Source organism: Streptomyces rectiviolaceus (assembly GCF_039533825.1).
Lineage (GTDB): Bacteria > Actinomycetota > Actinomycetes > Streptomycetales > Streptomycetaceae > Streptomyces > Streptomyces rectiviolaceus.
Window position 1 is genome coordinate 116,366 of sequence record NZ_BAAAUG010000022.1, and the last position, 25,550, is coordinate 141,915.

Below are 25,550 nucleotides of genomic sequence, written 5' to 3' on the forward strand. Positions count from 1 at the left end.
GCGGAAGTCAGGAATCGAAGAACGGGTTGGGGAACTCCGCCCACTTGATCCCGTCAACAGCGTCAGCGTCCCCCGTGGGCGGCGCCCCCCTCAGATCCAGGAGACTGGCCGGCCCGTCGGCGAGCTGGGCGGGTTCCTGTACGGGTGCCCAGTGCGTCTCATCGCCGAAATCGATGTCTGTCGGCATCGATTCCGCGTCGTCCAGCTCAAGGAGCAGCTCGCCGAGCATGGTGAAGGCGTCATCCATCGGACACCCCCTCCCGCCCGGCAGCCGCAATGCGCCGGGTCACGTTGTCCTGGACACGCTTCATGGACTGGCTCACGCCGGCGTAGGAGGAGATGGCTTTGGCTTTCTGCAGTGCGTAGACACTCTTGACGATGTCCGTGGTCTGCGGAGAGATACCCGCGTACGAGGCCAGATCGTCCCGCGTGACGTTGGACAGTGTCTCCAGATACGCCTTGTGGCGGGCCGTGGTGGTCGTGGTCGCCAGGTCGTCCTCGAAGATGAGGTCACCGAGGGTCAGCCAACCAAGAGAGCAGTTGTCATCGATCGCGGCCTGGGCCGACGACCGCGCGTTCCCCTTCTCGCCCAACGCCTTGTAGGCCCTGCTCAGCGTGTAGAAGATCGGCCCTGACTCTCCCGGGTCGTCTCCGGTGACCCCCAACAGGGCGGGCTTCAGGCACCCCCGCGGATTGCGCTTCGCGAGGTAGACACGGGAGATGACGTGCAGCGACGACGGTTCGCCGGGATTCGTGCGCAGGCGGGTCATCGCCATGCCGTAGGCCCTCTTGAGGAGCCGTTCGACCAAGGGCAGTTCGCCGGCCCTGTCCAGGGCGCCCGCGGTCTTCATGCTCTCTCGCATGAGCAGGGCGAGCGGGTTCTGCGTCACCGCGGTGCGTGCGGCGAAGAATGCCAGCAATTCTCGCTGCATGCGAGCGATCGACTCCGCGAGGACCAGGTTGATGAATGGGTCTTCAGGAGTCTCCTGCAATCGCTTGGTGAGGTCATTGATGCCATTTCGCTCGTTGAAGACATCAGAGGGCAGCGAAAGCACGGGTAATGTGCTCATCCTGGAAGCCAGCTTTGCCACGCCGCGCCCAGTCGCTGACCCTGCCGATGTGGCGGCGAACCGAAGGGTCAGCTCATTGCGTTTGCGCGTCGCCGTGCTGCCGAGTCCTTTGGCGCGTCGAGCGGCCTTTGCGCTCGTGTCCCTCATGCGTTCCACGTATTCCGGATTGGCGGCCTCTGCGCGGGAGACACCGGCCGATGCGGCATCACTCGTCCGTTTGCGTGTCTCGCGCCAAACCGCACCCAGGGAGTTCTTCTTCTTTCCCATCGTTCCTCGCTTCCCGGCCTGAGCCGGCGCCTGAATCACTGTCAGGCTCATGCGACCTCAAGGCAGCGCCCGTCCAGTCGTCTGGAGGCATGTTGAGGCAAGAGTTCCCGGCCGTCGAGCGGACATCTCCCGCTCGACGGCCGGGCAGGGGCGTGCGCATGGCGATGCGGTCCTCGACCGCTGCCTCGCCGGTCAGCCCTGTCGGCGCGACGCGTCCGCGGCTTGGTCGTCCAGCTGCTGCTGCAGATCGTTCGCTATCGCGGCATTCTCGCTGACCTGCTTGTCCGCCTCTACGGCCGCGGCAAGTTCATTCGCCGCGGTAGCCCCGTGCGCCGCCGCGGGACCCAATTCCCGCTCAATGGCCAGCTCTTGCTCTTGCGCTGCCCTGACGGGGTCCGGCGCCTGCCAGTTCTCCGGAAGATCCCATCCGTCGAGCGCCGGGTTGTTCACCGGCTCAGGCAATACCTCGGGCAGATCGGGCTCGGGCAGGTCCGGTGCAGGAGGCGGTGGGTCAGGTGGTTCAAAAGGAAGTTCCGTCATGATGTCCCCCGTTGAGTTGGATAGCAGGCAGGATCCTCTTGCCTGCGCTCCGCGCCAAGCCCCGAGCCAGTACGGTTCGGGGTGCGCGTCAGTGCTCGCTCCGGGTGACGCACATTGGCGCAGCGGCATGGGCCACTTTCCGCGGTCCGCCAAGCCTTTTTCCGTAGGCGGCCAAGAAGGCCGCGAAATCACTCATCAGCAACTCAGGCGTTGGGATAGGCCTCTTTGACGAACTTCTCGCGCAGGACCTGCCGGGGGCCCGCGTCCGCCGGGCCGAGCCGCCTGTTGGGTCACGCCCCGGCCGCGTACCGCCAGAAGTCCCGCATCAGTTCGGGGAAGCTGGGCCCGCCCATCTGCAACTGGCTGAACATGAGTGTGACCGCGCCGGTGGACGGTGTGATGTGCGCCGTCGTGCCGGTGCCGCCGACCCAGCCGTAGCGTCCCGGCACGCTCCACGGTTCGACGGCCTCGATGTCCACCGCACCGCCGAATCCCCAGCCCATCCCTTCGAGGAACAGTCCGGCGGACTCCCGCTCGGGCGTGGTGAGGTGATTGGTGGTCATCTGACGGACCGACTCGGGCGTGAGCAGCCGCCGCCCGTCTGCCGTCCCACCGGCGAGCAGCATGCGCCCGAAGGCGAGCCAGTCGTCGACGGTCCCGACGAGACCACCGGCGCCGGACGGGAACGGCGGCGGGCTGCTCCACTGGCCGTCGGGGGCGTCGAGCAGCTCGAGCCCGCTCTCGGGATCGCGTTCGGGACCGGCCTCGGCGCCGGCCGCGTAGTAGCTGGTGAACCGGTCGATCTTGCCGGGCGGCACGGAGAAGGCGGTGTCGGTCATCCCGAGCGGCTCGAAGAGGCGCTCCGCGAGGAACTCGGGCAGCGGCACTCCTGTGACCCGGGAGATCAGTACGCCCTGAAGGTCGGAGCTGAGGTTGTACAGCCAGCCGTCGCCGGGCTGGTGAAGGAGCGGGATGCGGGACAGCGCGGCCATCCAGGCGTCCGGCGCGGGGACGGCCTGCGGCTGCGGAGGCCCTTGCTTCAGTTCATTGAAGAGCGGCGCGAGTGCGGGCAGCGAGAAGTCGGAGGCGAATCCGTACCCGGCACGGGAGGCGAGCAGGTGGAAGACGGTGATGGGCCGGACCGCCGGGACCACGTCGTCCACCGGTGAGTCCGGAGTGCGGACGACGCTCGGCGACGCCAGCTCCGGGAGCCACTCCCCGACCGGGTCGTCCAGCGCGATCCGGCCGTCCTCGATCAGCATCATGACGGCCGCGGCGACGACGGGTTTGGTCAGTGACGCGATACGGAAGATGGAATCCCTGGCCATCGGGGCGGTGCCGTCGGCGTCGACGGACCCGACGGCGGCGGCCTCCTCGCTCCGGTCGCCGTGGGCCACCAGGCCCACGACTCCCGCCACGGAGCCGTTGCTGACGTGTCGCTCCAGAGTGTTTCGCAGATCGGCCATGCGCCCACCATCTCAGTCCACGTCGACCGCGAGCATCATTTCCCCCTCTGCTCTGCGGCTCCTGTCCGCTGCGCCTCGCGGCAGCAGGTGCGTACGCAAAAGGCCCGGCCTGCCGGGCCGGCGGCGTGATGGCGCCGCGGCCCGGCAGGCCGGGTGGGGTGGGGTGGTTTGGGGGAGCCACCCCAGCGGGGGCTCAGCCCCCGATGTTCACGTCGATGCAGGCGTAGAAGGCGTTGGCGGTGTCGGCGATGTTCCACACCGCCAGCACCTTCTGCTTGCCGCTGAGGCCGCCGAAGTCGACCTTGTGCGTGACGGTCTCGCCCGGCTGGGCCCCTCCGTCGTCGACCTCGGCGATCTTGTTGCCGCCGACGAAGTACTGCCAGGTGCTGGTGCTGTGACGTGCCGTCAGCTTCCAGCTGAACTCCTGTGACGAGCCGACATCAGTGGCCTTCCAGCCCTTGCTGTCGTCGTCCAGTTCGGCGAACCGGGAGTTGCCGCCGCTGCACGTCGTCTGCCCCTTGGGGCCTTCGACGCTCTGCGGTTCGTGGGTGATCTCGCCGCAGGACACGGTGCCTGCCGCGCACTGGGCCTGACGGCTCGGGGGCGAGGAGACATAGCCGTGCGCACTGGCCGGGGTGACGGAGGCCAGGACGAGCACGGGCGCGAATCCCGCGCCCAGAGCGGCTGCCAGCTTCTGCTTCTTGTTCATCTCTGTTCCCTCTGAGTGGGGGGATGAGGGGCGAGAGACAACCGGGCGCCTCGGTCGACTCATTGGCCTAGACCATACTGGTTGTCAGGGATCAGTCAACCCTTCAAGTAGTGCACGTGGTGCGGAAGTTGTGCCCGAGTTGGTCCTCGTGGTGCGGAGACCGCGGCTGGGGCTAGGCGGTAAAACCCAGGGCCAGTGCGCCGACCACGGGCGCCGCGTACAGCAGCGGGAACGGGATGTGTGCGTACCAGCGGGCCCGGATCACGGTGACGACGGCGCCCGTGAAGTACAGCGCCAGGCCGATCCCGGCGGCGACGCCGATGGCCGGTACGAGCAGTCCGACCAGCAGGCCCGCCGCCCCCGCGGCCTTGGCCGCGCCGAGCAAGGGCAGCCATGAGAGGGGGACGCCGTAGTCGGCCATGGGCTCCACGACCCACTTGGCGCGGAGGAAGACGGAGACGGCCGAGAAGCCCACCATGACGGCGGCCAGGACGGTGACGACAACGTAGGCGGTGGACATCAGAAGTGCTCCCATCGGGCGGATGCCTGGGCGGACTTGCTCCGGCCGGGCGTCTTGAGTGCGTCACTGCTCTGACGGACCGCGACGCGGGAATGTGACCGGCGGACGCCGCTTGCGGTGTGGCCTGGGGTACTCATGGCCGAGAATGCCTGTCGGCAAGACGATGGGACATGTAGTCGAGACAGAAAACCATTCTGCGGCTCATTCGATCTCCCTAGGGTCGAGGACATCAAGCGGAGCAGCCCGTCTCGGCAGCCGAGCAGGACATGAAACCCAGGGAGAGTCACCGTGCGTGCAGTGATCCAGAAGTCCTTCGGCGGGCCCGAGGTCCTCGAGGTCGTCGAGGCCGAACGACCGAAGCCGCTGGTCGGCGAGGTCCTCGTCAAGGTCCACGCCAGCGCCGTCAACCCGGCGGACGTGGCCGTGAGGTCCGGCGCCTTTCCGCTGCTCGGCGAGCCGCCGTTCGGCGTGGGCTGGGACATCTCCGGAGTGGTCGAAGAGGCGGGACCCGGCGCCGTGTTCGCGGTGGGCGACGAGGTGTACGGGATGCCGCTCTTCCCCCGCGCCGCCACCGGGTACGCCGAGTACGTCACCGCACCGTCACGCCAGTTGGCCCGCAAGCCCGCCTCGCTCGACCACGTGCACGCCGCAGCCGTCCCCCTCGCGGCGCTCACCGCCTGGCAGGGCCTGGTGCGGGCGGCGGACATCAAGGAGGGCGACCGGGTACTGATCCAGCGGGCGGCCGGTGGCGTCGGCCACTTCGCGGTGCAGATCGCGAAGGCGCGGGGCGCCCATGTGACCGCGATAGCCGGCGCGGCCCGACACGACTTCCTGCGCGGCCTCGGCGCCGACGAGATCATCGACTACCGCACCACCGACTTCACCGAGGTCGCCAAGGACGTGGACGTGTTCCTCGACTCCACGGCCCAGGGCGATCGCTCGCTCGGCGTGGTGCGCCCCGGCGGCGTACTCATCAGCATCCTGGAACACGGCGACCGGGAGCTCGCCACGCGTGTCGAGGCCGCCGGGCGGCGCTTTGCCGGAGTCCTGGTCGAACCGGACTCCGCCGGGCTCGAAGCCATCGCCGAGCTGATCGACGCGGGCCGGATCCGTCCCTACGTAGAGAAGACGTTCCCGCTGGCGGAGGCCGGCAAGGCACACGATCTTGTCGCAACGGGACACGTACAGGGCAAGATTGTCCTGACGGTCTGAACAGGCCGACCGCGACGGGCAGTGGGTGGCGGCACCAGGAAGGGCGAGGCCGGATGGACATCCTCACCGAGGCGCTGGCCTCGATGCGCACGGGGCACCCGGCGTCCGTACGGACCAACGGCCGCGCCCCCTGGGGCCTGCACCTGCCACCCGTCGCGGGCGCCGGCTTCCACGTGGTGCTGTACGGCACCTGCTGGCTGGTGCCTCTCCCGGACGCGCCGCCGCACCTGGCGCCGATTCCGCTGAGCCCCGGTGATGTGATCTTCCTGCGCGGTGGGCGGGGCCATGTCCTCGCCGACCATCCCTCCACCCCGGCCGAGGAGTTCAAGAACGAGCAGTTCCACGGGAGTTCACCGATCGGCTCGGTCACGCTCGGCGGCGATGGCGCCGAGACCCGGCTGCTGTGCGGCAGCTACCACCTGGACCAGGGGCGGCCGCACCCTCTGGTACGCCAGTTGCCCGAGGTGATCCATCTGCCGACGCGGCACGGCCGCCATCCGGAGCTGAGCGCCGCCGTCCAGCTCCTCGGGTCCGAGCTGGAGAACCCGCGCATCGGCTCCGACGGCATCGTGCCCAGTCTGATCGACTCGCTGCTCCTCTACATCCTGCGGGCGTGGCTGGACGACCAGCCGTCGGCCGCCGCGCAGGGCTGGGCGGCGGCCCTCGGTGACGCCGCGGTCGCGCCCGCCCTGACGGCCATGCACGACAATCCCGCCGCGGCGTGGACGGTCGAGTCCCTCGCGGAGCGGGCCGGGCTGTCCCGCGCCGCGTTCGCCCGGCGGTTCGCCACGCTGGTCGGCGAACCGCCGATGGCCTATCTGACCCGCTGGCGCATGACGACCGCCGCCCGCATGCTGCGGGAGTCCGACGCCCCGCTGACCACGGTCGCCGCCCGCACCGGATACGGCTCGGAGTTCGCCTTCGCCAAGGCCTTCAAGCGGGAGTACGGCCTGGCGCCGGGGGGCTACCGGCGCCAGAGCAGGGCGGCCTAGGCGGTCTCGTTCACACGCCCACACCCCCGCACGCCCGCACGCCCACACGCCCACACGCTCACCCCCTCTACACGGCCACGGCGACAGCCGCCGTCACACCGACGGCGACAATGACCCCGCGGAGCACGGCGGGCGACAGGCGGCGGCCCACCCGTGCGCCTATCAGACCGCCCAGGGTCGAGCCGAGGGCGATCACGCCGGCCACCGACCAGTCGACGGTCGTCACCGCGACGAAGATGACCGCGGCGACGCCGTTCACGAGGCCCGCGAGGACGTTCTTGACGGCGTTCAGGCGCTGTAGGTCGTCACGGAGGAGCGACCCGAGCAGGCCCATGAGCAGCACCCCTTGGGCCGCTCCGAAGTAGCCGCCGTAGACACCGGTGACCATGACGCCGGTCCACAGGGGGACGCCGCCGTCCGCACGGCCGCCGCCGTCGCGCCGCGCGAGCCACTTCTGCAGGTGGGGCTGCAACAGCACCAGCACGCAGGCGAGCAGGATCAGCACCGGCACCGCGGCGCGGAACGTGTCGGCGGACAGCTTCAGGAGCAGCACCGCTCCCGCGACACCGCCCAGGAGCGACGCGAGGCCGAGCCTGATGAGGCGGGTCCGCTGGCCCTTGAGCTCGGCGCGATATCCGTACGCCGCACTGATGACGCCGGGGACGAGCCCGACGGTGTTGGAGACGTTGGCCAGCACGGGCGGGTATCCGAAGGCGAGCAGCGTGGGGAAGGTGATCAGGGTGCCTGAGCCGACCACCGCGTTGATGCCGCCGGCCGCGACGGCCGCAGCCGCGATGGCCACTGTCTCGAGTGCGTGCATGGATCGCCCTTCCTGGGACGGTCGGCGTACCGGAGCGCGGGCAGCCCGGGACGGAGAAGTCTGGTGCGGAGGCGGGTCGGCACCCGGCCCGGTCCGCACGTCCTCCGGATGACGTGCGGACCGGGCCGGGTTGCCGCCCTGGGCCCTGGAAGATCGTCCCGCTCGGCCAACACCCAAGTCAATACTCGGGTTTCCTTGCAGACCCCCAAGCTGTAGCTTCACTCTCCATGACACTCGACGACCTGCGCGTCTTCGTCGCCGTCTGCCGAACGGGCAGCCTCAGCGCCGTCGCCCGCGACCTTTCCTGTACGCAGCCGGCGGTCAGCCAGCACATCAAGCGCCTGGAGCGTGAGCTGGGGCTCAGCCTGCTCGAACGCCACCCGCGCGGGGTCGTCCCCACCCCGGCCGGACTGCTCCTGCAGAACGCGGCGGCAGGCGGCCTCGGCGACATCGACCACGCCCTGCGCCGGCTGAGCGACCTGGTGCAGGGCGAGGGCGGATCGGTGCGGATCACCACCGGCGCGACCACGGTGCGGCACTTCATGTCCGACGCGATCGTGGCCTTCCGTCGGCGCCATCCCGAGGTGAGCCTGGAGTTCGAGACCGCGCACTCCAGCCGCAGCTGCTTCGACGCCCTCATCGCGGGCGGCCTCGACCTGGCCTGGATCACCCTGGGCGCACCGGTGAAGGGCATCGAGCAGCGTCCCGTGATCGAACTTCCCTGGGTGCTCGCCGTTCACTGTGACGACCCTCTCGCCGCGAAGCCGCTGGTCACCACCGCCGACCTGGCCGGCATCCGGCTCATCGGGCTCCCGGAGAGCACGACTTCCCGGGCGCGCCTGGACGCCTGGTTCACCGAGCGCGGCATCAGCCCGGCCTCCGACACCAGCGTCGCCGACTGGGACACCGCCCTGCTGCTCGCCGAACTCGGCCTCGGCCACGCGATCGTCCCCGACCTGCCGGGCTGGCGCGGCCCTGGCCACCCCGACCTGCACCTGATCCCGATCCCGGAACTGCCCACGCTGTGGACCGGCTGGGCGGTACGCCGCTGGGACGCGCTGTCCCCCTTGGCCAAGGCCTTCGCCGAAACGGTCAGCCACAACTGCCCGGGCGCACGCGTCCCTCAGCAGCTGCCGGGGGAGATTGTCAGTAGGCGTCTGTAGCGTTCAGTGAGTGGCCGACGACGACACGACGCAGGTGGGCAGGTGCTGCGGCCACCATGAGGGGGGAGTGTCATGGCTGTTGGCGAAGGTGACGGCTGGGCGGGGCTCGGCTGGGACGGCTGGCGGGACCACGCGCGGGTGCGGGATCGGCTCGAGCGCGGGGCCGACCCGAATGCGTGGAGCGGTGGCCGCCCCCTGCACCGGGCGGCCGTGTTCGGCTCACCGGAAGTGGTCGCCGAACTGTCCCGCCGTGTCGACGACGTCGACGCGGAGGAGGAGGGCTGCACCGCTCTCTGGGCCGCGGTCCTGTCCGACCGCGCGGACAACGCCCGTGTCCTGACCGCCGCCGGGGCCGACCCGTGGCGCACCGCGCTGGCGGACTGGTCCCCTGGGCGGCTCAGCCTGGCGGGGCCGACCCCGGACCTCTTCATGGTTCCGGCTGGCGAGCGCGGCCTGACCCCGGCGGAGTCCGCCGCCGCGACGGAGGGCAGACGGCTGACCGCGGCCCTCGGCGATCTTCACTACGAGGGCACGGGTCTCGCGTGCGTGGCCGGGATCGACGCGGCCGAGGCCGCGCGCAGACTGGGGACCGAGCCGTACGAAGACCCTGAGCTGGACTCCCTCCTGGAGGACCTCTGGACGTACGACATGGACGAGTCCCTGCGGATCATCGGCGCCACCGATGTGCCGGGCGGCTGCGTCATCACCCAACCCTGGGGCTACGCACCGCAGATGCCCGGCGTGCAGACCCTGCTCTCCGCGGGAACCGTCTGCTACGGCCTCTATGCCAACCCCAAGAGCGGCAATCAGGGCAGCATCGTGCGAGACGGCGCCGTAGAAGGCTGGGACCTGCACCCAGGAGGCGGGCCGGGCGAGGACGACTCCTCAGAAGAAGTCCTCGCCTCCTACCTCTACCGCCACAGCGCCGTCGCCTACGCCTGCGCCCACGTCGGCCTACGCCTGACCGACGCCCGCGCCGTCACCGGGCCGCCCGACATATGGCTCAAGCTGCCTCAGCGCGACTACTGGCACTGAGCGTGCATTGATCCCTCACTAGCCCTTGAGGCCGACCGTCGCGCACGCCGCCTTGAACTCGGCCGTGCAGATCTCCTTGGTGTTGTAGATGCCGTCCTTGATGACCGTGGACTTGATGGTGTCCCGGGTCAGAGGTCGCACGGAGACCAGGAGGGAGGGGATGTTCTTCGTGGTGGCGTTGTCGGAGCTGTCCCCGGCCAGGGCGTCGTACTCGACCATGCGGCCCTGGGCGATCCGGACCGCCATCTCCGCGGCGCCGACTGCCTCTTCGGGGTAGGGCTTGTAGACGCTCATGTACTGCTCGCCCGTGACGATGCGCTGCACGGCCGGCAGCTCCGCGTCCTGGCCGGTGACCGGCGGGAGGTCGGTGAGCCCGGCGGCCTTGAGGGCCTTGATGGCGCCGCCCGCCATACCGTCGTTGGCGGAGTAGACAGCGGCGATGTTGTCCTTGCCGATCTCGGTGATCGCCTCGGTCATGTGGCTGCCCGCGGCCTTCGGCTTCCAGCCCTCGGTGTCGTACGACTTGGCGATGTCCACCTGGTTCTGGAGCTGGGAGAGCGCGCCTTCCTTGAAGACGGCGGCGTTCGGGTCGGTCGGTGAACCGTTGATCATGACGATCTTGCTGTTCTGGCGGTTGCCGCTGCCGAGCGCCTTCAGGATCGCCTGGCCCTGGACCTGGCCGACCAGTTCGTTGTCGAAGGCCACGTACCCGGAGACGGGGCCCTCGGCGAGCCGGTCGTAGGCGATGACGGGAATGTCCGCTTCCTTCGCCTTCTTGACCGACGGCGCGATCTTCTTCGCGTCCACCGCGCTCACCAGGATCGCGTCGACCTTGTCGGCGACCATCTGATCGAGCTGGTTGCTCTGCTTGGCGGCGTCCTCGTCGGCGTTGGCGTAGACGAGCTTGCCCTTGCCGTTGGTGAGCTGCTTGACCTGTTTCTCGATGATGGGGTGGTCGAACTTCTCGTAGCGAGCCGTCTCCGCCTCGGGCAGGAGCAGACCGACGGTGACCGCGTCACCCTTCCTCTCGGTCTGTGACTCTCCGTCGTCGTCGGAGCCCAGAAGGCTCCCGCATGCGGTGAGCGAGAGTGCCAGAGCGCTCACAGATACGGCGACGGTGGCTTCACGCGTACGGGTTCTCATTCGCCCACTTCCTCGATCGGACCGCTTCGTTGTGATCCGAGATGGCTGAAAGCCAACCCCGGAGCGTTCCCGGCGTCAAGGAGTCAATGCATAACGAGATTGCAATGGAATGTGCGTTTCAGTATTGAACTGTCCGACATTTACACGTGCCATCAGTCGAGCTCACAGGCCTGGGCGAGGGAAGTCGCGCCCGGGGCAGCCCTACTCGTCACAGAGGGCGTAGAAAGAAGGATGACCGAATCAACGACGATCCGGACCGGGCCGATTCGCTATGCCACCGCGGAGCGCTTCGCCCCTCCGAAGCCCGTGACGGACCCGGACACCCGCCCGTCGAGCGGCGAGATCTGCCCGCAGCTGCCCTCCAGGCTCGACGCGGTGATGGGCCCGCCCCTCGATCGCCACCCGCAGGGCGAGGACTGTCTGAACCTGGCGGTCACGACACCGGCCCGTGACTCCGGGGCCCGGCCGGTGCTCGTGTGGTTGCACGGCGGCGGGTTCAGCAGTGGCGCGGGGCTGATGGACTGGTACGACGGAGGCGCGCTCGCCGCCCAGGGCGATGTGGTGGTCGTCAGCGTCAACTACCGCCTCGGAGCGCTCGGTTACCTCTGCCTCGACGGGGCCAGCGAGGGCAACCTCGGCCTCTACGACCAGTTGGAGGCGCTGCGCTGGGTCAGCGCGCACATCGCCGCGTACGGGGGAGACCCCGGCAACGTCACGGTGATGGGCCAGTCGGCCGGCGGTCTGTCCATCCGCCTCCTTCTCGGCATGCCGGAGGCCAAGGGGCTGTTTCGCCGCGCCATCCTGCAGAGCGCCCCGCTCGGGCTCGCGGCGCGCCCCCGCGAGGACGCTCAGGTGCTGGGCCGTCTCTTCGCCGACTTCCTCGCCACGGACCCGCGCACCGCTGACGTACCCGCGATCCTGGCGGCCCAGCGCGAGACCGCCCTGGCCAACCTGAGCCGCTCCGGCAACACGATGGAACCCGCGTTCACTCCCGTCGAGGCCACCGCCCCCTCTTTCCGGCCCCTGGAGGAGTCGAAGGAGTCGAAGGAGTCGAAGGAGTTGGAGGAACGGGAGGAGTCGGAGGAGAACGTACGCGGCCTCGACATCCTGTACGGCTGGAACCTCGACGACATGACCGCGTTCCCCGGCGAGGGCGACGATACGGCGGAGCTGACCCGCCGCGTCTACGAGGAGCCCCTCTCCCTCTTCGGGGCGCGTTCGGCGCGGGCGGGCGCCCAGGTGCACCGGTACCGCCTGGACTGGCGCCCGGCCGGATCGCCCCTCGGCGCCACCCACTGCGTCGAACTCCCCCTCCTCTTCGGCTCTCGCAAGGCATGGCGAGCGTCGCCGATGCTCGGGGACGTCGCCTGGGAGGACGTGGACTCACTCGGATCGGCCCTGCGCACCGCCTGGATCACCTTCGCCCGCACGGGCACGCCCGGGCCCACGTCCGCACCGTTGAGTTGTGTGCGAGTGCCCGGGTAGCACCCCGGAGTGCGAGAGATGGCCGGTGCCTCACGCGCCGTCGTCGTCCAGGGGGTGCCACACGGCTCGGCCCGCTTCCGCGCGGACCCGCCCGAACACCACATCGGCGAAGTGGATGCCGAAGCCGATGGTGTCGGGCTCCTGGAGTTCGCGCACGAGGCGGTGGCGGAAGTCCGTGGACTGGACGGAGTCGTGGTCGGGGGCCGCGGACCACTCGGGGCGGCCGATCTGTACGGGGGAGTGGAGCGCGTCGCCGAAGGCGATGAGGCGTTGTCCGCCCGAGCCCGGTCCGCCCCGTCCGCCCGGCCCGCTGGACGTGATGACGTAGGCGGCGTGGCCAGGGGTGTGGCCGGGGACGAACCGGACGCGTACGCCGGGGAAGATCTCCTGTCCGTCCGCCACGGTCCGCACCTTCGGTGCCAGCGCGGCGAGCGTCTCCTTGTCCGTGCCGTGCGCCTCCAGGAGGTGGCGTTGTGACCATTCGGGTTCGGCCACCAAGTAGTCGGCCCGGGTGAAGGCCGGCTGATCGCTGCCCGGGGCGGGGTGCCAGGCCCAGCCGATGTGGTCGATGTGCAGGTGGGTGAAGGCGACCGCTTCGATCTCCTCGGGCCCGCGGCCGAGTGCGGCGAGGTTGTCCAGGAGTTCGCCGCCCCGGATGGCGCCTATTGCGTGGCCCGGCTCGGCCGGGAAGGACTGCGGTCCGAAGCCGGTGTCGATCAGAAGGGCACGGTCGCCGTGTTCGACCAGGAGACCGCCGATGCCCGCCGCGAGGTGGCCGGTGTCGTCCAGATACTCGGGACGGGCGGCCCAGTCCTCGTCGGTGGTGTCCGGCAGCCAGCCCCGCGGCGTGAGCTGGACGGCTCCATCCGGTACGTACGTCACCTTCGTCTCGCCGAGTTGCAGGGAACGGATGCCCGAGGGCCGACGCAGGCGTGCGGTCGCGGCTTCGTGCTGGGAGGCAGTGGTCACAGTGGTCATGGGGCAACCATATGCATCAAGCTTGAATCATTCAAGCTCACAATATACAGACTGGATGTACTTGCTAGGCTGGACCGCATGACGAACCCCGAATCGCAGGCCATCGCCGAGCGGCAGCTGTGCGGCCTGGTGAACGGGATGGCCGACCAGATCGCGGAGCACCTCCGCGGACGGGCCGCCCGGCTGGGGCTCACCGCGCCGCAGGCGACCGCGCTGCGGGAGCTGGCGGGGCCCATGACCATGCGCGAGCTGGCCGAGCGCATGAGCTGCGAGCCCTCCAACGCGACCTTCGTCGTGGACAAGCTCGAGAAGCAGGAGCTGATCGAGCGCCGCCCGCACCCTTCCGACCGACGCGCCAAGCAGCTGGTCCTCACGACGGAGGGCGGCGCGCTGCGGGAGCGGCTCTTGGGGCTGCTGGCCGAGGATTCGCCCCTCGCCGCCCTCACGCAAAAGGAGCAGGACGCCCTGCGTGGCCTGCTCCAGCAGGCCATTTCTCGCCCCCGCTGACACGGGAGGTCCGAAAACTTCCGCAATGTGGTGCGGGCTCGCGGCCAGTCGGGCGAAATATGTAGAGCTTGCCCGTGCCGTGAAGGCCATCTCGTGCTACTGTTGATCGTAGTTGCAGTTGTGGTTCCCATAAGACTTCAAGTGCCTTTGGTGGATCGATATCCGCCGGGCACTTTTGTATTTCCGGAAGAAGTTTTCCGGACGGGGCAATCAACGTGGCGACGCCGGGGTTCGCACAGTGCGGGTCCCGGGCTTGCCCCGAAGGAGATATTTAGTATGGCTACTGGCACCGTGAAGTGGTTCAACTCGGAAAAGGGCTTCGGCTTCATCGAGCAGGAGGGTGGCGGCCCCGACGTCTTCGCCCACTACTCGAACATCGCCACCCAGGGCTTCCGTGAGCTTCAGGAAGGCCAGAAGGTGAACTTCGATGTCACTCAGGGCCAGAAGGGCCCGCAGGCCGAGAACATCGTTCCTGCCTGACGCTGAAGCGTAAGACGACGCTGGTGCCCGCACCTCACGGTGCGGGCACCAGCTCGTTGCTGTTTAGAGAAGTTTGTCTTTTATTCGGCTCGTGCTTGCAATTCGTTCGGTTGTAATTCACCGAGAATTCCTCGATGCGTGCCATATCGAGGAAGGTTCTCCGTGAACCGTTCAGCTCGCCCGAACGACCGCTATTCCAATCCCCGCAACAGCGGCGGCCCCCGCGGCGCCAACGCCCGCAAGGGCGGCGGCCCCGGCAACCGCTCCGGCGGCCAGGGACGCCGTCCCGCCGCCCCACAGGGTGAGTTCGCCCTGCCGGTCACCATCACCCCGGGCCTCCCGGCGGCGGAGACCTTCGCTGAACTCGACATGCCGGCCCCGCTGTTGAAGACCCTCACCGGTCTCGGCGTGACCGAGCCGTTCCCGATCCAGGCCGCCACGTTGCCGAACGCCCTCGCGGGCCGTGACGTTCTGGGCCGTGGCCGCACCGGATCCGGCAAGACCCTCGCCTTCGGGCTCCCGCTCCTCGTGCGCACCGCTGGTCAGCGCGCCGAGTCGAAGCGGCCCCTCGCCCTGGTCCTCGTGCCCACCCGGGAGCTGGCACAGCAGGTCACCGAGGCGCTCACTCCGTACGCCCGCGCCCTGAAGCTGAAGATCGCCACGGTGGTCGGCGGCATGTCGATCGGCCGGCAGGCCGGTGCGCTGCGGTCCGGGGCCGAGGTGCTCGTCGCCACGCCCGGCCGCCTCAAGGACCTCATCGAGCGCAAGGACTGCCGCCTTGACCGGGTGAGCATCACCGTCCTGGACGAGGCCGACCAGATGGCCGACATGGGCTTCATGCCCCAGGTCACCGAACTGCTCGACCAGGTGCGCCCCGACGGTCAGCGGATGCTGTTCTCCGCCACGCTGGACCGCAACGTCGACCTGCTGGTGCGCAGCTACCTCCACGACCCCGTCGTCCACTCGGTCGACCCCTCCAAGGGTGCGGTCACCACGATGGAGCACCACGAACTGCACGTGCACGGCGCCGACAAGATGGCGACCGCCACCGAGATCGCGGCTCGCGAGGGCCGGGTGATCATGTTCCTGGACACCAAGCACGCCGTCGACCAGTTCACCAAGCACCTGATGGGCAGCGGCGTCCGCGCCGCGGCGCTGCACGGTGGCAAGTCCCAGCCCCAGCGCACCCGCACCCTTGCCCAGTTCAAGACCGGCGCCGTGACGGTCCTGGTGGCCACGAACGTCGCGGCCCGCGGGATTCACGTCGACAACCTCGACCTCGTCGTGAACGTCGACCCGCCCATCGATCACAAGGACTACCTGCACCGCGGCGGCCGTACGGCCCGCGCCGGTGAGTCCGGCAGCGTGGTCACCCTGGTGACGCCCAATCAGCGCCGTGACATGAACCGTCTGATGTCCGCTGCCGGTATCCGGCCGCAGATCACCCAAGTCCGTTCCGGCGAGGCTGCGTTGAGCCGCATCACCGGCGCGAAGGCCCCCTCGGGCGTACCGATCGGTGGCAACGAGCCCACTGAGCGCCCCAAGCAGCGCGGCGGCGCCCCCTTCCGGGGTATGGGCGCGCGTCCCGGGCAGCCCGGCCGCTCCGGCGGCGGCTCCCGCCGGACCGCCGAGTCCCGCGAGATGGCTGAGGCCCGTAAGGCCGCACGGGTGCGTCGCGCTGCCTGAGCGAAGTTATTGACCTCCGGGTCAAGAATGGCCTAGACTCCTGATCATGGGAAGGCCGAAGCAGTTCGATCCGGACGCCGCCGTCGAGCAGGCCATGGACGTGTTCTGGCGCAAGGGGTACGCAGCCACCACGCCCCAGGACCTCGTCGACGCGCTCGGCATCGGCAAGGGCAGTCTCTACAACACCTTCGGCAGCAAGCACGCTCTGTTCGAGCGGGCGCTGCGCCGCTACCGCGACAGTCAGGCCGTGGCTCTCATCGAGATGCTCGAGGAGTCGGGGCCCGTGAAGGAACGGTTGCGCGCGGCGCTGTGGCTGCTCGTCGAGATGGACCTCGCCGACCCGGACCGGCGCGGCTGTATGGCGGTGAACGCCGCGGCGGAGCTGGCCGGGACGGACGAGATGGCGACCGAGCTTGTCCGGCGCATGTTCGACCGCACCGAGGAGGCCTTCTCCGCGCTGGTGGAGAAGGGGCAGCGGGCGGGGGAGATTGCCCCCGGCCGTGACGCTCGCGCCGTCGGAAGCCTGCTGCTGACCACGGTCGTCGGCTTGCGGCTGATGGCGCGGGTCGTGGAAGGGCCGGAGCGGCTTTCCAGGGTGATCGACGCGACGGTCGACTCCCTCTGACTTTTCCGCCGTAAGCGGCTTGCCGCTCGCCGTTCGCGGCTCGGCATTCGGAATTCGGCATTTGGCGTTCAGCGATGCCTTGGCTGTTGACGTGTACCCATGTTTTGTACCTGTAGTTCAAGAAGTGTTTGTCTGAAGGAGCTGGAGAATCATGAAGCTCGACCTCACGGGCAAGACCGCCGTCGTCACCGGTGCCAGCCGCGGGATCGGCCTGGCCACCGTCAGGGCGCTGATCGACGAGGGCGTACGTGTCGTGGGCGCGGCCCGCACCATCACCCCCGAGCTCAAGGAAGCGGGAGCTTTCGCCGTATCGGCCGACCTCAGTACCCCGGAGGGGGTGGCCGTGCTCATGGACGGCGCCTTCGCCGAACTGGGCGGCATCGACCTCCTTGTGAACAACGTCGGCGCCGGTGATGCCGTGGAGCCGGTCGGCTTCCTCGACACCGACGACGCGCAGTGGCAGGGCGTCTTCGACCTCAACCTGCTCAGCGCGGTCCGCGTCAGCCGCGCCGCGCTGCCCAGTCTGATCGAGCGCGGCGGCGCGATCGTCAACGTCTCGTCCATCAACTCGCGTCTGCCCGCGGCCGGTCCCGTCGCGTACAGCGCGGCCAAGGCGGCGCTCACCTCGCTTGGCAAGTCGCTGGCCGAGGAGTTCGGGCCGCGGGGCGTGCGGGTCAACACCGTCTCGCCCGGCGTGGTGCGCACCGCCATCTGGGAGGACCCCGACGGCTTCGGTGGCAAGGTCGCGGCCAGTGCCGGGGCCGAGCACGGGGCGTTCCTCGAGCAGATCCCGGCCGCGTTCAACATCACCAGCGGGCGCATCACCGAGCCTCGGGAGGTGGCGTCACTGATCACGTTCCTGCTCTCGGGCGTGGCGGGCAACGTCACCGGTGCGGATTACGTGATCGACGGAGGCACGGTCAAGACGGTCTGATGGTGCCATCCTTGCCCTACAGGGCTAGCCGATTTGCCTAAAGGTATTAGGCAAATGCATAATCGGTTAGGTTGAAGGAGGGGAAGGGCATGGTTCGCGCAGGACTGACCACGGAGCGCCTGGCCCGGGCCGGGGCGGAGCTGGCCGACGAGGTCGGCTTCGAGCAGGTGACCGTCTCGGCGCTCGCCAGGCGGTTCGACGTCAAGGTCGCGAGTCTGTACTCGCACCTGAAGAACTCTCAGGACCTCAAGACGAGGATCGCCCTCCTCTCCCTGGAAGAGCTCGCCGACCGGGGCGCCGCCGCCCTGGCCGGGCGGGCCGGGAAGGACGCCCTGACCGCGCTCGCCAACGTCTACCGCGACTACGCGCGAGAGCACCCGGGGCGTTACGCCGCGGCCCAGCTGAGGCTCGACCCGCAGACGGCGGCCGCCAGTGCCGGCGGCAGGCACGCACACATGACGCGGGCGATCCTGCGTGGTTACGACCTGACGGAGCCCGACCAGACCCACGCGGTCCGGATGCTGGGCAGCGTCTTCCACGGCTACGTCAGCCTGGAGCTGGCGGGGGGCTTCAGCCACAGCGAACCGGACTCGCAGGAAACGTGGTCACGCATCATGGACGCCCTCGACGCCCTGCTGCGGAACTGGCCCGCGCCCTGACGGGCCCCGCGCGTGCCGGCACCGGTGGGAGCGGCCGCGTACAGCCGCACCGGCGCCTCCCGACAACCCGTACACCTTGATCAGCAGGCGGAGATGACCATGCATACCGAGCACGACTGGATCAGCACACCCATCACCGCGGACATCCTGCGCGGCGCCCTCGACCTGGAGCACACCGCGCACGGCGTCCTGCCGCACCGGCTGCCCGCATGGGCCCGCGCCCAGTCCACCGACGGGCAACTGGCCATGGCGGAGGCCCAGCCCTCCGGCGTACGCCTTGCCTTCCGCACCCGGGCCACCGCCGTCGAGCTGGACGCACTGCCCACCAAGCGCGTTTACGTGGGAGCCCCGCCACGCCCAGAGGGCCTGTACGACCTGCTCGTCGACGGCCGCCCGGCCGGTCAGGCCTCCGTGAGCGGCGGCAACACCCTGACCATCGACATGACCACCGGATCCGCCGAGCACAGGCCAGGCCCGGCCGGCACCCTGCGCTTCACCGAACTGCCCGACGGCGCCAAGGACATCGAGATCTGGCTGCCGCACAACGAGACCACCGAACTCGTCGCGCTGCGCACCGACGCGCCCATCGAGCCGGTACCGGACCGGGGCCGTAAGGTGTGGCTGCACCACGGCAGTTCGATCAGCCACGGCTCCGACGCCGCGAGCCCCACCACCACCTGGCCCGCACTCGCCGCCTCCCTCGGTGGTGTGGAACTGATCAACCTCGGTCTGGCCGGCAGCGCCCTGCTCGACCCGTTCACCGCGCGCACCCTGCGGGACACCCCCGCCGACCTGATCAGCGTCAAGATGGGCATCAACGTGGTCAATGCCGACCTGATGCGCCTGCGCGCCTTCGGCCCCGCCGTCCACGGCTTCCTCGACACCATCCGCGAAGGCCACCCCACCGCGCCGCTGCTGGTCGTCTCGCCCGTGCTGTGTCCCATCCACGAGGACACGCCCGGCCCCAGCGCGCCGGACTTCTCCGCCCTCGGCGAGGGGCGGCTGGGTTTCGTCGCCATGGGCGAACCGGAGGAGACCGCGAGCGGGAAGCTGACCCTCGGCGTCATCCGTGACGAGCTGGCCCGGATCGTGAAGCAGCGAGTGGCCGAGGACCCCAACCTCTACTACCTCGACGGCCGTGACCTGTACGGGGAGGACGACTCGGCCGAGCTGCCCCTGCCCGACCAGATCCACCCGGACGCCGCCACTCACCGCCGCATGGGCGAACGCTTCGCCGAACTGGCCTTCACGGCCGACGGCGCCTTCGCGGGCCGAGGCGCCTGACACCGCGTTCGACTGGTTCGACCCCCTAGCCGCCGGTCCGCTCCGCGACCGACTGCCGGAAGTGTCCGCACCGCGTGATGTCCTCCTGGCCGCAGTCGACCGCGCACTGGATGAGCTCAAGTGACGCCTGGGCGGCGGCGACCCGCGCGCGCAAGGCCTCGGCCTCCCGTCGGAGGATGTCCTGCCGCGCGGCGGGATCGGCGGCCGTCACCAGCGCGCGGATGCTCGCGAGGCCGAGGCCCGCGTCCTTGGCCCGCAGGATGACCCCTCGCGGAACGATGCGGCCTGGCAGCCCACGTCCTGCGAGACAGGACCCATGAGCATCGGGGCGGCGACGCGGGTGAGGTCGGCCGGACCGTAGCGGCGGCGGCCGGCTGCATCCCGTGCCGGATGCGGTGCCGGGACGGGCGGCCGACCCGTTCGTCACGCGCCTCGACGCGGCCGAGCATGCCCCCGGAGCCGCCGAACTGAGGGCTCGCAGCTACGAGTTGATGGGCGGGGCAATCCGCGGCTCGGCCGTCGTGGACGTCGGCTGCGGCGCGGGCCGTGCGGTCGCCGGTCTTGGCGGGCTCGGCGCGAGGGCCACCGGCGTGGACCCGGATCCGCGGATGCTCGCCGTCGCCCGTCAGCGCTGGCCCGCGGCGGACTTCCGATGCGCGGGCGCGTACGAGCTGCCCTTCGGTGCCGGTACGGTCCACGGCTACCGCGCGGACAAGGTCTTCCATGAACTCGCCGCCCCTGCAAGGGCCTTGGGCGAGGCGCGCCGCGCGCCGCCACCGGAACCTGCTGCTCGACGCCGGATTCCGGGACGTCACGGTCGAGGCGCACACCATGGTCCTCACCGACGGCATGGCCCTGCCCCTGCTCACCGGGCTCGCCGAAGGCGCCTGCGAGGCGGGTGCGATCGGGTGCGAGCAGGCCGACGCCTGGATCGCCGACCAGCGGGCCCGGTCGCGCGCGGATCGCCTCTTCGTCGCCCTTCCGTTGTTCCTCGCAGCGGCGTCCGCGCCGTCGCGCGGGTGACTCAGCTGAAGTCCGCGCGCGCCTTGGCACCTTGAGCGAGCAGCCACTGAACTATGTCGTCGGCGACCTGCGCGCGGGCGATGTCCAGGGGTGTCATGTCGTCGTAGCCGATCCAGTTCACGTCTGCTCCCTGCTGCAACAGGAGCTGCGCGGTGGGGAGTTGGCCTCCGTGGCAGGCGCCCCAGAAGGCGCTGGTGATCGCGGACTCGGTGGGGGAGTCCGGGGCGGTGAGGAAGGCCTCTACCTGGCCGAGCAGGCCGAGGGTGGCCGCGTCCTGAAGGTCCGCACGGGCTCCGTGCTCCAGAAGTCGGCGGGCAGCCCGCCACTGGCCGAAGCCGCGCGCGTCGGCGAGCGGTGTGCCGCCGCCGATGATGGCGCCGGAGGCCTCGATGTCGGCGCCCGCGGCGATGAGGGCGTCCAGCGCGGTGACGTCGTCATTGCTGGCGGCCCAGTGAAGAGGCGTCTCGGTGTGGGCGCCGACGAAGCGGGCGTCGGGGTCGGCGCCCGCCGCGGCCAGGGTGGTGATGACCGCCTCGGCGTGGGGGTGGTGGCCGGGCCAGTCGGTGGCGATGTGCAGGAGGCTCCGGCGGCCCGCGGCGGGACCGTCCTGGCTGATGCGGCTGGTGGCCAGAGAGGGGTGGTCGGCCAGGAGCTGACGCAGGGCGGGGACGTCACCCTTCCGGATCGCCTCGGTCACCGAAATGGCCAGCGGGTCCTGGGAGTTGAGGGTGTCCATGCGCGGGAGGCCTCCTGCTCGATCGGGCTGGTCCAGACCTATTGACGGCAGGTCTGGACCACTTTACGGTGTGGCGCGTCGCACCACTTACGTCTCCAGGCACCACAGTCCAGGAGGTAAGCGTGTCATCCCGAATCCCTCCCCACGGCCTCACCCCGCGCCGCGCGCCGTCCCGCCTCCTGGCGGTCGGTCTCGCGATGGCCTTCGCTGTGCCGCTGCTCGTCGGCGCCGCGCCGAGCGGCGCTCCGGGCGGCGCGGCGCCGCAGGACCGCCAGGACATCACCCAGGCCGCCCCGGGCGCCCAGGACGAAACGTGCGCGGTCAAGTCGAAGCCCACGGGGAAGGTGCTCCAGGGCTACTGGGAGAACTGGGACGGAGCAGCCAACGGCGTTCACCCGCCGTTCGGTTGGACCCCGATCACCGACACCCGTATGCGCGACCACGGCTACAACGTGATCAACGCGGCGTTCCCCGTCATCCGTTCCGACGGCACCGTCCTGTGGGAGGACGGGATGGACTCGACGGTGAAGGTCGCCACACCGGCCGAGATGTGTCAGGCCAAGGCGGACGGCGCGACGATCCTGATGTCGATCGGCGGCGCGACGGCGGGTATCGACCTCAGCTCGAGCACGGTCGCCGACCGCTTCGTCGAGACAGTGGTGCCGATCCTGAAGAAGTACAACTTCGACGGCATAGACATCGACATCGAGACCGGCCTCGTCGGCAGCGGCAACATCAACCAGCTCTCCGCCTCGCAGGCCAACCTCGTCCGCATCATCGACGGCGTCCTGGCCAGGATGCCCTCCAACTTCGGCCTGACGATGGCGCCCGAGACGGCGTACGTCACCGGAGGAAGCGTGGCGTACGGCTCGATCTGGGGCGCGTACCTCCCCATCGTGAAGAAGTACGCGGACAACGGCCGCCTCTGGTGGCTGAACATGCAGTACTACAACGGCAGCATGTACGGCTGCTCCGGCGACTCGTACTCCGCCGGAACCGTCCAGGGCTTCATCGCGCAGACGGACTGCCTGAACAAGGGCCTCGTCATCCAGGGCACCACGATCAAGGTCCCCTACGAAAAGCAGGTCCCGGGCCTGCCCGCACAACCGGGCGCGGGCGGCGGCTACATGACCCCGAGCCTGGTGACGCAGGCGTGGAACCACTACAACGGCGCGTTGAAAGGCCTGATGACCTGGTCCATCAACTGGGACGGCTCGAAGGGCTGGACGTTCGGCGACAACGTGAAGCGGCTGCTTTAGCGTAGTGTGCCGGATATGGCAAACACGCAGGTCAGTTGGGGTCGTGCCCTCCGGGGTGCGACCCCGATTGGCTGTCTGACGTGGGCGGTCCCGAGCCCGCAGCACCGCCCGGCCAGGGCTGGGGCTCATCCGGCCGGGCGGCCCCGGAGGGGAACAGGAAGGGACACTCGTCCTGTTCGGGGGCTGAGTTCAGGTCAGCTCCGGACCGCCGCGGCCAGCCGTCCCGTGATCAGCTCACCGGATTCCGTCACGATGCGGTCCACCAGGTCGGCGACGGTCGGGATGTCGTCGATGAGTCCCTGGGCCATACCGCATCATCCCGCCCTGGACGATGGGCTGCTCGACCCCCAACGTCTCGCAGAACCGTGTCCTCGGCAACGCCCCCCCTACAACCCGTACGTCTTGCCGATGATGTCCCGCTGGATCTCGCTCGTGCCGCCGTACACCGTGGAGACGACGGTCGAGCGCAACAGGGCTTCCATGCCGTACTCGGTTGCGTAGCCGTAGCCGCCGAGCATCTGCATGCCCTCCAAGGTCACGTGCTTGGCGAGTTCCGTGCACTTGAGCTTGGCCATGGATGCCTCGCGGGCGAAGACGCGGTTGGGCTCCGCGTCGATTGCGGCGGCTACGTCGTACACGAGGAGGCCGGCGCATGCGAGTTCGGTGGCCATGTCGGCGATCCGGTGCTTGAGTGCCTGGAACGAGCCGATCGGCTGCCCGAACTGCTCGCGCTGGCGCACGTATACGAGGGTGTCGTCGAATGCCCGTCGGGCGGTGCCGAGCATCAGCGCGGCAAGAATCATCCGCTCCAGGTTCAGTCCGGTCATCAGCTGCGGCCAGGCCTTCCCCACCGAGCCGACGACCGCCGAGTCCGGGACGAAGCAGTCGGTGAAGTAGAGGTCGTTGACCTCCTTGCCGCCCATCGTCTCGATGCCGCGAATCTCCAGGCCGACTGCGTCCGTGGGCACCATGAACTGGGTGAGCCCGTCGTGCTTCGAGCCATCCAGCGAGGTACGGGCGATGAGCAGGATGTGGTCGGCGATATGCGCGTTGGAGCACCAAGTCTTCTGCCCATTGATCACGTAGCCGCCGTCGACGTGGGCCGCGCTGCAGGTCAGCGCACCCACGTCCGAACCAGCACCGGGCTCGGACATCGAGATGGCCTCGACCCGGCCGGCCGTCACCCCTTCGAGAATGCGTCGCTTCTGCTCCGCGGTGCCGAACTTCTCGTACGCCGCAGCGGTGATCACCGTGGTCCCGAAGCCGCTGATCGGGGCGAGCCCGTATGCGGTCTCCTCCAGGAACAGGCACAGGTCGGTCATGCCTTGACCCGCACCACCGTATTCCTCGGGAATGACGATGCCGAGCCAGCCCAGGCCCGCCATCTTCTCGTACAGCTTCTGGTTGTGCGGCTCCTGGCCGCCCTCAGTCAGCTTGTCCCGCTGCTCCTTGGTGCCGCACTCGCGACGGCAGAAGTCGGCTACCGCCTTGACCAGGTCGCGTCGCTCGTCGGTGAGAACTCGGGGCATGGTGCGTATTCCTCCTTGAGCAGCTTCAAACGTGAGTGGCGTTTAGCTGGAAAGGATCTGTATGTGAACCGCGTCGGCGACCGGGCTACTCGTCGTCCAGCAGGGCGGGGTAAACCGTGTTCAGCAGGTGGAGCACCGTGCGAGTGAGGATGACGTGCAGGTCGCCGCGGCTGAGGGTGCCGCGCACCAGCCACTCACGGGAAGCAGCCTTGAGCATGGCGCTGTGGGAGCGGATGATCGCGCGGAGCTTGACGCGTCCTTCGGTGACGTCGGTCATCATCGCGGCCTCGAGAATGCGGTCCGTCGCGATCTCGTCCGCCTCGAGCATGATCCGGTCGATCTCGGGATCGTTGCCCAGGGCTTCCAGGCCGATCGCGGAAAGCCACATCTCCCGGTTGCGCTCCACGACTTCGAGCCACCGGTCGACGCAGATCGACAGGCGTTCCTCCGGGGTGGTCCGTGGCAGGCTCTCGGACACAGAGGCCGGCACCACCATCATCTGCCGCACCACTTCGAGGTAGAGCTGCCGCTTCCCTCCGAAATAGTGGTTGATCAGCGCCCGTGCGACGCCGGCTTCGGCGGCGATGTCCGAGGTGGACACCGCGGTGTAGCCGTTCGCTCCGAACAGCCGGCGGGCGACGACGAGGATCTCGGCGCGCCGGGCGTCCGGCTCCATCCTGCGTCGCTGGGGGGTCTGGCGCTGATCGCCCATTGAGTCGTCCTTGCCTGTCGTCGTGCTGATCGCCGGCGGCGGCATCCTGCTGCTGGATGCCATCACCGGCCTTATGTGTACCTGGCGCGGCTCGGGTGGCTACTCGTACATCGACTCGATGGTCTCGGCGTGCAGCTGATCGATGACCTTGCGGCGCAGGCTCAGCTTCGGGGTGAGTTCGCCGGTTTCCGGAGTCCACGGTCCCGCGACGACCCGTCCGTGCCGAGGGTGACGACCGTGCGCAGCTTGGGTAGCTCGGAGCTCAACGTGTCGTAGAGGCTGCACGCCAGAACCCCGAGGTGAATGGCGGCCAGGTCGGCTATCCAGTGCTCCGGTCGCTTGGACATGACGATCAGCATCCGATCGCCTTCGCGCAGCCCGAGCGAAGCCAGGCCGTGCGTGAACGCGGCTACCTCGCTGCGGAGTCGAGACCAGGTCAGCGTCGTCGCCTCGGGCCCGATGCCGCTGGTCAGGGCTGGACGCTCGGCGAACTCCTGGGCATTGCGGCGCAGCAGGCGGGGGATGGTCAACCCCTCTACGGACTCGTGCAGTTGCTGTGCGGTGACCACGGTGGGCTCCCTTCGTCGCGAACCGTCGAGCGGAGTCATCACGCGGACTCGGCGAGCGGAAATCACTGGGCGACCTCACATTGAATGGATTATTGGCGTCACGTCAATAGCGATGGCGAGGTCGGCCCGCCCTAACTTAAGGCCCCA

The 25,550-nt window shown here is 69.2% G+C and carries 28 protein-coding genes and 1 pseudogene; 15 read left to right on the forward strand and 14 right to left on the reverse strand.

Annotation, left to right across the window (positions count from 1 at the left end):
* Positions 1-7 precede the first annotated feature (7 nt).
* From ABD378_RS06260 to ABD378_RS06285, 6 genes are all read right to left on the reverse strand, one after another.
* Complete coding sequence (locus ABD378_RS06260; RefSeq protein ID WP_344519415.1) at positions 8-247, reverse strand: hypothetical protein; 240 nt, start codon at positions 245-247, stop codon at positions 8-10.
* A complete protein-coding gene (locus ABD378_RS06265) occupies positions 240-1,337 on the reverse strand; it encodes a hypothetical protein (RefSeq protein WP_344519416.1) in 1,098 nt (365 codons plus the stop codon). The genes ABD378_RS06260 and ABD378_RS06265 overlap by 8 nt, the downstream gene beginning before the upstream one ends.
* 192 nt (positions 1,338-1,529) lie before the next feature.
* Entirely contained in the window at positions 1,530-1,877 is a 348-nt protein-coding gene (locus ABD378_RS06270) for a hypothetical protein (RefSeq protein ID WP_344519417.1), read from the reverse strand.
* Positions 1,878-2,167: 290 nt separating this feature from the next.
* Complete coding sequence (locus ABD378_RS06275; RefSeq protein WP_344519418.1) at positions 2,168-3,343, reverse strand: serine hydrolase domain-containing protein; 1,176 nt, start codon at positions 3,341-3,343, stop codon at positions 2,168-2,170.
* Positions 3,344-3,536: 193 nt separating this feature from the next.
* Entirely contained in the window at positions 3,537-4,052 is a 516-nt protein-coding gene (locus ABD378_RS06280) for a lytic polysaccharide monooxygenase auxiliary activity family 9 protein (RefSeq protein WP_344519419.1), read from the reverse strand.
* Between the two features lie 172 nt (positions 4,053-4,224).
* Positions 4,225-4,572 (reverse strand): DoxX family protein, encoded by a 348-nt coding sequence (locus ABD378_RS06285; RefSeq protein WP_344519421.1) that lies wholly within the window; start codon positions 4,570-4,572, stop codon positions 4,225-4,227.
* Between the two features lie 288 nt (positions 4,573-4,860).
* Between ABD378_RS06285 and ABD378_RS06290 the strand changes: the two genes are divergently transcribed.
* Together ABD378_RS06290 and ABD378_RS06295 are read left to right on the forward strand one after the other, a co-directional pair.
* Positions 4,861-5,784, forward strand: a complete 924-nt coding sequence (locus ABD378_RS06290) for an NADP-dependent oxidoreductase (RefSeq protein ID WP_344519422.1) — start codon at positions 4,861-4,863, stop codon at positions 5,782-5,784.
* Positions 5,785-5,837: 53 nt separating this feature from the next.
* A complete protein-coding gene (locus ABD378_RS06295) occupies positions 5,838-6,776 on the forward strand; it encodes an AraC family transcriptional regulator (RefSeq protein WP_344519423.1) in 939 nt (312 codons plus the stop codon).
* Between the two features lie 67 nt (positions 6,777-6,843).
* Here the strand turns inward: ABD378_RS06295 and ABD378_RS06300 are convergent, their stop codons facing one another.
* Entirely contained in the window at positions 6,844-7,596 is a 753-nt protein-coding gene (locus tag ABD378_RS06300; protein ID WP_344519424.1) for a sulfite exporter TauE/SafE family protein, read from the reverse strand.
* 227 nt (positions 7,597-7,823) lie between these two features.
* Here ABD378_RS06300 and ABD378_RS06305 point away from each other — a divergent pair, with 227 nt between their 5' ends.
* Together ABD378_RS06305 and ABD378_RS06310 are read left to right on the forward strand one after the other, a co-directional pair.
* Positions 7,824-8,759, forward strand: coding sequence for a LysR family transcriptional regulator (locus tag ABD378_RS06305; protein WP_344519426.1), 936 nt, complete (start codon positions 7,824-7,826; stop codon positions 8,757-8,759).
* A 72-nt stretch (positions 8,760-8,831) separates the two neighbouring features.
* Positions 8,832-9,794, forward strand: coding sequence for an ankyrin repeat domain-containing protein (locus tag ABD378_RS06310; protein WP_344519427.1), 963 nt, complete (start codon positions 8,832-8,834; stop codon positions 9,792-9,794).
* A gap of 18 nt (positions 9,795-9,812) precedes the next feature.
* Here ABD378_RS06310 and ABD378_RS06315 read toward each other — a convergent pair whose 3' ends face one another.
* The gene (locus ABD378_RS06315) at positions 9,813-10,937 is read right to left on the reverse strand and encodes a sugar ABC transporter substrate-binding protein (RefSeq protein WP_344519428.1); all 1,125 of its coding nucleotides are present in this window, start codon (positions 10,935-10,937) and stop codon (positions 9,813-9,815) included.
* A 231-nt stretch (positions 10,938-11,168) separates the two neighbouring features.
* Here ABD378_RS06315 and ABD378_RS06320 point away from each other — a divergent pair, with 231 nt between their 5' ends.
* Positions 11,169-12,422 carry a carboxylesterase family protein gene (locus ABD378_RS06320; RefSeq protein ID WP_344519429.1) on the forward strand — a complete coding sequence of 418 codons (1,254 nt, stop codon included), beginning with the start codon at positions 11,169-11,171 and terminating at the stop codon, positions 12,420-12,422.
* A 30-nt stretch (positions 12,423-12,452) separates the two neighbouring features.
* On the opposite strand, the gene ABD378_RS06325 is transcribed toward ABD378_RS06320, so the two are convergent.
* The gene (locus ABD378_RS06325; RefSeq protein WP_344519431.1) at positions 12,453-13,400 is read right to left on the reverse strand and encodes an MBL fold metallo-hydrolase; all 948 of its coding nucleotides are present in this window, start codon (positions 13,398-13,400) and stop codon (positions 12,453-12,455) included.
* A 78-nt stretch (positions 13,401-13,478) separates the two neighbouring features.
* On the opposite strand from ABD378_RS06325, the gene ABD378_RS06330 reads away from it, so the two are divergent.
* The 7 genes from ABD378_RS06330 (at position 13,479) to ABD378_RS06360 (ending at position 19,575) form a co-directional block, all read left to right on the forward strand.
* Positions 13,479-13,907: a MarR family winged helix-turn-helix transcriptional regulator gene (locus ABD378_RS06330; RefSeq protein WP_344519432.1), complete on the forward strand. Its 429-nt coding sequence runs from the start codon at positions 13,479-13,481 to the stop codon at positions 13,905-13,907.
* A gap of 276 nt (positions 13,908-14,183) precedes the next feature.
* On the forward strand, positions 14,184-14,387 hold the full coding sequence (locus tag ABD378_RS06335; RefSeq protein ID WP_100598391.1) for a cold-shock protein: 204 nt from the start codon (positions 14,184-14,186) through the stop codon (positions 14,385-14,387).
* A 162-nt stretch (positions 14,388-14,549) separates the two neighbouring features.
* Complete coding sequence (locus tag ABD378_RS06340) at positions 14,550-16,073, forward strand: DEAD/DEAH box helicase (RefSeq protein WP_344519433.1); 1,524 nt, start codon at positions 14,550-14,552, stop codon at positions 16,071-16,073.
* 46 nt (positions 16,074-16,119) lie between these two features.
* On the forward strand, positions 16,120-16,698 hold the full coding sequence (locus ABD378_RS06345; protein WP_344519434.1) for a TetR/AcrR family transcriptional regulator: 579 nt from the start codon (positions 16,120-16,122) through the stop codon (positions 16,696-16,698).
* 151 nt (positions 16,699-16,849) lie between these two features.
* Entirely contained in the window at positions 16,850-17,632 is a 783-nt protein-coding gene (locus tag ABD378_RS06350) for an oxidoreductase (protein ID WP_344519435.1), read from the forward strand.
* 89 nt (positions 17,633-17,721) lie between these two features.
* Entirely contained in the window at positions 17,722-18,291 is a 570-nt protein-coding gene (locus tag ABD378_RS06355; RefSeq protein WP_344519436.1) for a TetR/AcrR family transcriptional regulator, read from the forward strand.
* A gap of 99 nt (positions 18,292-18,390) precedes the next feature.
* On the forward strand, positions 18,391-19,575 hold the full coding sequence (locus ABD378_RS06360) for a GDSL-type esterase/lipase family protein (RefSeq protein WP_344519437.1): 1,185 nt from the start codon (positions 18,391-18,393) through the stop codon (positions 19,573-19,575).
* 25 nt (positions 19,576-19,600) lie between these two features.
* Here the strand turns inward: ABD378_RS06360 and ABD378_RS06365 are convergent, their stop codons facing one another.
* Positions 19,601-19,786, reverse strand: coding sequence for a hypothetical protein (locus ABD378_RS06365; RefSeq protein ID WP_344519438.1), 186 nt, complete (start codon positions 19,784-19,786; stop codon positions 19,601-19,603).
* Between the two features lie 280 nt (positions 19,787-20,066).
* Between ABD378_RS06365 and ABD378_RS06370 the strand changes: the two are divergent.
* Together ABD378_RS06370 and ABD378_RS06375 are read left to right on the forward strand one after the other, a co-directional pair.
* Positions 20,067-20,285: pseudogene (locus ABD378_RS06370) on the forward strand (class I SAM-dependent methyltransferase); the annotation flags it as partial.
* 13 nt (positions 20,286-20,298) lie between these two features.
* Positions 20,299-20,598 (forward strand): methyltransferase domain-containing protein, encoded by a 300-nt coding sequence (locus ABD378_RS06375; protein WP_344519777.1) that lies wholly within the window; start codon positions 20,299-20,301, stop codon positions 20,596-20,598.
* Between the two features lies 1 nt (position 20,599).
* Here ABD378_RS06375 and ABD378_RS06380 read toward each other — a convergent pair whose 3' ends face one another.
* Positions 20,600-21,334, reverse strand: coding sequence for an ankyrin repeat domain-containing protein (locus ABD378_RS06380; RefSeq protein WP_344519439.1), 735 nt, complete (start codon positions 21,332-21,334; stop codon positions 20,600-20,602).
* A gap of 197 nt (positions 21,335-21,531) precedes the next feature.
* Between ABD378_RS06380 and ABD378_RS06385 the strand changes: the two genes are divergently transcribed.
* Positions 21,532-22,593 carry a chitinase gene (locus ABD378_RS06385; protein WP_344519752.1) on the forward strand — a complete coding sequence of 354 codons (1,062 nt, stop codon included), beginning with the start codon at positions 21,532-21,534 and terminating at the stop codon, positions 22,591-22,593.
* Between the two features lie 386 nt (positions 22,594-22,979).
* Here the strand turns inward: ABD378_RS06385 and ABD378_RS06390 are convergent, their stop codons facing one another.
* The 3 genes from ABD378_RS06390 to ABD378_RS06400 all read right to left on the reverse strand — a co-directional run bounded on the left by ABD378_RS06390 (position 22,980) and on the right by ABD378_RS06400 (position 25,403).
* Complete coding sequence (locus ABD378_RS06390; RefSeq protein WP_344519440.1) at positions 22,980-24,122, reverse strand: acyl-CoA dehydrogenase family protein; 1,143 nt, start codon at positions 24,120-24,122, stop codon at positions 22,980-22,982.
* Between the two features lie 85 nt (positions 24,123-24,207).
* Positions 24,208-24,897 (reverse strand): TetR/AcrR family transcriptional regulator, encoded by a 690-nt coding sequence (locus ABD378_RS06395; protein ID WP_344519441.1) that lies wholly within the window; start codon positions 24,895-24,897, stop codon positions 24,208-24,210.
* A gap of 98 nt (positions 24,898-24,995) precedes the next feature.
* The gene (locus ABD378_RS06400) at positions 24,996-25,403 is read right to left on the reverse strand and encodes an AMP-binding protein (protein ID WP_344519442.1); all 408 of its coding nucleotides are present in this window, start codon (positions 25,401-25,403) and stop codon (positions 24,996-24,998) included.
* Positions 25,404-25,550 lie beyond the last annotated feature (147 nt).